Genomic DNA, 6368 nt, shown 5'->3' with positions numbered 1-6368 from the left:
TCGTACTGATACTGGCGTAAGCTATCACCATTTCTACCAAGCTGTTGCTCTAGCAGTAACCCTGTTTCACTCCATTGGTGGTGAAGGCTAAACCCCTGCTCTGTAGCGCGAGTTTTCTCATGTCCACTCGGGTGATACGCAAATTGCAGCGGGGTATGCTCGCCTACAGACAGTTGCTGTAATTGGTGCTTCGTCCATTGATATTGTCGCGCGGTTTTGCTGCCTGATGAACCAATACGGCGGCCATGTTCGTCGTATTCATGAACGAGCGAGGTGCCGTTGAGGTTTTCTTCAAGGAGCAATCCTGATGGACTGTAAGCAAAGGAGACCCACGCATCACCATTTTCGGTGTAGGTTAAGCGAGAGGCGGCGTCGTACTCATACCAAGCTTTACCCAATTGTTGCTCGTTGTGGTCAAGCGTCACCGTATCGAGTAGTTTTCCTGAAGGGTCGTAACTGTGACAATGTTGTACACCATCCGGTTTGATGTGACGATTCAGCCGACCTGCTGCATCGTACTGATAGTGGTCGACACGGGCATCATAGTGGTGCTCCGCACAAACTCGTCCACCTTGATCAAACTCATAGAACCATTTTTCACCCTGTCGATTGGTGACACCAGCAAATTCTGCCTCAGCGTTGTAATGATAGTGTGTGGTTGCCCCAAAAGGGTCCGTAACCTGCCTCAGCTTATCAAATGCTCCGTAATTAAAGTGCTGGCTATGCCCAAGCGCATCCGTCACTTTAATTAAATTACCTTCTATATCGTATTCAAAATGCGCTTGCGTTCCATCTTCATACTGAATTAGACAAGGTTGCTTGCTGTTCTTCTCGTAAACCCATTCTCGCACTTGCTTATTGTCAGTCACGCGCTTTATCAAGCGCCCCTGCCCGTCGTAAAACAAGTCCATACCGTAACCGACAGGTGGCTCAACCCGAGCCAACAAGCCATTGCTATAGTACGAGTAATGGGTTATTGAACCGTCAGGCCCTGTCACGCTGGCACGTTGGCCAAACTCGGTATAGGTCATTTGGGTTTTACGGTTTTCTGGGTCGGTAATGGATGTCACATCACCAAACGGATTGTGCTCATAAAACCAAACTGCACCCATCGGGTTTGTATAACTTACCAGCCAACCTTGTTCGTTGTATTTATAGTGGTGCTCAGCGCCATTAGGTTCAATGACTCGGGTTACGTTACCCCAATTGTCATAGGTGTACTCTACCGTTTCTCCTAATGCATTTGTCTTGCTAAGCAGAAACTCGTCATGCCAAACACTTGTCGTTTGATTACCGAACTCATCCACAAATAAAAAGGGGCGATTACGTTCGTCCAAGTGCACTGCTTGAGTGCCACCAAATGGGTTACGGTAATAATGGATATGATTGTCATCATCGTAGTGCAGTTTGTCGTTCCAGTACCGACCAGAACAGCGCGTCGCAATGGTTCGGCCCTTATCGTCATAATCATGCTCTACCCAAGTTTGAGAAAGATCATTCCAGCGCGTTAAGTAACCTTCTTTACTGTATTGGTAGTCAAAGCTGCGCCCTGCTTCCGCACGGACAGATGTTAAGAATCCTTTTTTGTCATAACTGTACTGTGCGAGTCTATAAACTGGCGTTTTATCCGCTTTACAAAGCGTTAAAGTGTGGATTCGTCTTTTTTTAGTTTCAACTTGAACTAATCGACCATCACAAAGTACTATCCATTTCAGTGTGCCCCGGTCGTACAAAAACTGCGTCGCGTTTCCATAGGCGTCTTGTTGTTTTGTAAGACGTAAGGTTGTACCTACTGCATGTTCAAAATGATATTCCAGTCCGCTCTTATTTTTTAGGATCAACTCTCCACGCTCACCGCGATGTAAGCACCACTGTGGCATTAACTCCGAACGAGTCGGTGAACCTTGATAAGGTGCGTCAAAAAATGCTATCGAGTAATCTTTATCAATAAATTTAACGGTAGAGCCTTCAATCGTCAGGCTTATGTCCCAACTGCTGCGCCAGAGTACACCGAGAAGCCCCGTCTCTCGGTCCCCCATCGATTGGTAATAGCGCTCGTGAACAAGCGGCAGTCGAGACGAAACAACAAAATCTTCTCTCGTTTCGTAAGCTTTACCCGTTAACAAGTCAACAGGCTCACCAACCTCGCATTTCTCGTTGGTTTTGTTCTCTCCGCTTCCGGTGCATGTCTCTGATTTGCTCTCCCCTTTCTCAGATTGCTTTCTGTGTGGGTCGGCCTTACCTGCGTTGGCATTTTGTGGGGTAACCGCGGTATTTTTTTTTGTCGTGGTACCGGGAATACGCGTGGAGACGAGCTTTGTAAACTCGTCAATTTTGCCGCGCATCCAGTCAATGGATTCTTTGATCTTACTCTTTAGGTCCTTCAAAGCCTTGATGAAAAATGCAAATTCGTCTTTCATCATCAAGACAATCCAACTGCTGCTCGCAGAATCCTTGAGGACTTTTGTCAAACCGTTAATGATTTTGTTGAGCAGGACATCCGCCTCAACAGCAACCTCATCGAGCTTGTCGCCAAAGCTCAATAAGTACTTAACAATGTTGCCGTTTGACAGGCTGCGAATTTTCTTTATCGCCAGTTGTATCACACCTGGATCTGCTTTTTTCAGTGTATCTAGGATCGTTAAACCGATTTTTTTACCTGCATCACCCAAACCGGGGATGAAACCCAACGCAATAAGTGCGCCTTCAGCCCAATGCCACTCATCAAGGCTTTTGCCTTCATAGGTTTTCCAACCCCAACCACCTAGATCATAAAGATCCATTGCCTGACCGACTACCGGAACAAAGCCAAGCGCAACTTCGCAGAATAAGATCAATGCTTCGTTGTCTTTCGCTTGTCCAGCGACTTCTCCCGCTAGGCCACAATGTGCGCGGTTAACGGCTTCTTTTAGTGAAGTCGGCCCGTCGTTAATCTGTTCATGTAACTCCCAGAACCGCTTATAGGCTTCTTCATATCCGTCTGGAGCAACACCAAACATTGACATGATACCCACACCATCAACGTCAACTTCATCTTTGTCGCTGCCGTCCGCATCGTAAGTCAGGTAGCCTTTTCGGTTTAAAATGACGTACAGGGCAAAGTATTCTCCGGTGATGGCGGAGTATTCTGGGTTGCTCTGAAACGCGGGGTTGTTCGCCAACACTTCCTTTGGCTCATAATCATCTGAACCTTCTTCCAGATATAACTCATAGCCACCACAAGGCATATTGATCACTTTCAGCAAGCCATTTTCATCTGTTTGCCCAGTCGTTTCACCTTTCTTACTGTCGACAATGGTGTATGGCGCTTCTTTTATCGGGCTACCGTCGTCGTAATGGCAACGTACAAAAACTTCACAACTGCACTCTTTACAGTTGCCTTCTTTGACATTGTCTGTAGAGAAATTAAGCTCAGCGGCTTGTGCACTACTCATTAGCTCCGTGTGCTTATTCTGGCTCATGACGTCGACGACTCCTCGTTTGTTTGTTTTAGTGCTTGAGCAAACAGCTGATCCATTTGACTTTTTTGACCCAGATGACGTGGCTTACTCAACGCTTCTTTCGCCCATGACGTCTCAATAAAGTCTTTGCCCATTACGACTGAGAGGCTTAAATAGCGCACCACATCGTTAGGTTGCTCAAACCCGTAATCTCTTGCTTGTTTGGTTTGCTGCGGCAAAAATGCTTTCCACTCATCCTCACTCCATACATGAGTGACCGGGTGATGCTGCTGAAGGTGCTCACGATATTTTTGGTGTTGATGTCGGTCCGCCCAGTTCGACAAAGCTAGGTATTGCTCATCCGTAAGTTGAATGGGCGTTTTTACCAGCACCTCTGGACGCATATCACCAATGAGAGCGCTGAAGGATACTGACCCATCTTCGGCCTCCCAATAGCAGAGCGATTGGATTGGCCCTTTTAACTCGGGCTGTTTCTCTGCGGCTGTCGCATTCCATAAAACATGGAAAATGCTCCAGTCAGTGCTCCGTAGTATCGCCACTTCCTGCTCGGGAGCTTGCGCCAATGACCAAGTTCGTAAATGACTGAGCAACATCTCTTGCTGTCTGTCTAACGTCTCACCATGAAAGGCTTCATTAATTTGAATGGCCATTCCCCAATTTGACTTATGGGTAATGTTTTCATCTAACCAGTCAATGGAATGCATTGGTATCAAGTAAGGTGAAATTGAAGCGTGAACCTCGCCCATTTCATCCCAGTACAATCGACTTTGAGGCTGAGGTGAAGGGATAAAATTCAACACGCCCGAGTTTATGGCTGAGTCGACTAAAAGCCACCAGCCTTTTTGTTTTGATCTCTCTTGCCACTCTTGGCGCGAGATTTGTGCAATATTTGGCCATTGATTCATCATGACTCGAAGCCTGCTTTTCCTTCCATGCCCAACCAACCCTCTGTTCGATAATTCATGAGTTCGTCTCTGCGGCCTTGGTATTTTTCGTTAAACTTACCAATTGCATTTCTCAACGAGTGATGGGCTAACAAATCATAAAAATCTGGGTGTTCATCGAACTTGTCCCCCAAATAAAACCGATACAAGGCAAAAGTTTCCCTTCCAAGAGCATCGGTATCTGGATACTTTTGTGCAGCAAGCTCTAGCCCTTCGTTGAATCGAATGGCGACGTTTTCTCTTGGTAGCAACCATGCATAATTCGGTGCGAGTTTGTTATGCAGAGAATCAATCAGTGAGTCCAACCTCTCCGGATAGAAAAACAGGCTGTACTGGCTAGGAGTCAACTTGACTGGGTAGGTGACCAATTGTTGGTTTAACTCTTCCATCGGCTCACCCGCCACTTCTCCACTCATAACGGCGCAGAGATGTGGCTTGTCCTCGTTAAGACAAGGCGTGTAGATCTGGCAATGTTCACCTTTAAAGGCTTGTTTTTGGATATCTGTTAAAATCGAGTAAAAAGAGGTAATAACCATCGGATCATAGAAACGCAATAACGCTTCTTGTCCATCTGGATAAATCACAGACAACCAATTTCGCCAATGCTGATAAATTTGTTTTAAGCTGCCTTTATAGCGACCAACGATACCGAGTCTCTCATAATATTTGGTGTAATCATTCAACCAATACAATAGACTTTCACCGGGGTTTCCATCAGCAATAGTAATTAATACCGGGGATGCATCTTGATATTGCATGTACTTGCTATCTTGCCATAAGTAACACCACTCTACATCAGAGCGCAGCCTCATGGTTTTCCAAAACTCATTCGCTTCAGGGTGCTGCACTTGATCGAAAATGACATACAGGGTGCCCTCTTCCGTTTCGGATAGAACTTCAAAAATCGACTTTAAGTTATCCACTTACCAAACACCTTTTAAACAACGTTTTACAGATGCACATCAATGCCATAGCGCTCTCTTAAGATTGTTTCATCAGCTCGCTTTGACTCTTCAGATTGAGGTTTTAGAAATCGATTCACCCCTTCAACCTTACACTCAGAACGTGATCTATAGCCGCTAGGCTCTTTGCAATAGACGATGTCATTACGAAAACGCTCGCCGTAAGGGGTTAGTGCAGGAAACTTCACACCAAGATCTATCATTTTCTGTTGGATGGTAAGCATTTTTTGGTAAGCCTCTGTAGACTTGTCCATCATATTGAGCTCATCCTGAACAAAGTAAGCAGGTGTCATTCCTGAGTCAGACATTACAAAGGGATCCGCGCCATGGTCCAACAAATATAACGCCTCATCGAAACTAACAAGAATAAAATCAAATAATACGGTTTGACCAAGACGATCCCGAGCATTTACATCAGCGCCAAACTCAACCAAGAGCCTCAAAGAATCGTTATCTTCCAGAGTCGGTACGTCGTAAATCAAGGTACTGCTACCCCTTTTGATCTCTGTATCCATTCCGGCTTCCAACATAGCTTTAAGTGCCTCTGTGGTTTTACGCCACATAGCAAAATGCGCCACCGTTTCTGAGACATCACTTCCAGCGATCACTGTATCTTCAAGTTTAGCGGCAGGATCAGCCCCTAACGCCATCAACATTTTAATGGCTGGAACATTGTTATCAGCAACAGAAAAGGCGAGCAGTGTGTAATTTTCTGTACCCGGAGCATCAATGTCCGGAAGTTTTTCTGCCAACTGCTTAGCTTTTTCAATATCCTTTTTCTTAATGGCTTCGGCCACCGCCAATAAATCACCTGAAAAAAAGACTTCTGGGTACGGTTTGGTACGAAAGATATTTAGCACTCCTGCTTTCGCGGTCAAAGGCAGCAGTAGTACAGTACCCAGTAATACAGCCACCACTTGGTTTAACATCCGCTGATGCTCCGTTTAAAGTTTCGCATCAATGCCATAGCGCTCGCGTAGAATCTTTTCATCAGCCAACTT

4 protein-coding genes are annotated in these 6368 nt (G+C 45.7%); all 4 read right to left on the bottom strand.

Translation table 11 applies throughout. The features are described 5' to 3' along the window. Positions 1 to 3461: DUF6531 domain-containing protein (locus tag AACT42_RS09935; RefSeq protein ID WP_094183067.1), on the bottom strand; the 3461-nt coding region annotated here is incomplete at its 3' end. Further along, positions 3458 to 4369: a DUF4123 domain-containing protein gene (locus AACT42_RS09930; RefSeq protein WP_047687697.1), complete on the bottom strand. Its 912-nt coding sequence runs from the start codon at positions 4367 to 4369 to the stop codon at positions 3458 to 3460. The genes AACT42_RS09930 and AACT42_RS09935, both read right to left, overlap by 4 nt. Further along, a complete protein-coding gene (locus AACT42_RS09925) occupies positions 4366 to 5328 on the bottom strand; it encodes a DUF4123 domain-containing protein (protein WP_094133949.1) in 963 nt (320 codons plus the stop codon). Before AACT42_RS09925 ends, AACT42_RS09930 begins: the two co-directional genes overlap by 4 nt. Before the next feature lie 26 nt (positions 5329 to 5354). Next, complete coding sequence (locus tag AACT42_RS09920; protein ID WP_094183066.1) at positions 5355 to 6296, bottom strand: ankyrin repeat domain-containing protein; 942 nt, start codon at positions 6294 to 6296, stop codon at positions 5355 to 5357. Positions 6297 to 6368 lie beyond the last annotated feature (72 nt).

This window comes from Vibrio sp. V15_P4S5T153, assembly GCF_963874485.1.
GTDB classification, from domain to species: Bacteria; Pseudomonadota; Gammaproteobacteria; order Enterobacterales; family Vibrionaceae; genus Vibrio; species Vibrio anguillarum.
Note: the sequence above shows the minus strand (reverse complement) of the source record. Positions and strands in the feature narration are given on the sequence as shown.

Excerpts from the sequence above, each read along its gene's own strand:
- AACT42_RS09930 (WP_047687697.1), bottom strand. The coding sequence starts at position 4,369 with ATGATGAATCAATGGCCAAATATTGCACAAATCTCGCGCCAAGAGTGG.
- AACT42_RS09920 (WP_094183066.1), bottom strand. The coding sequence starts at position 6,296 with ATGTTAAACCAAGTGGTGGCTGTATTACTGGGTACTGTACTACTGCTG.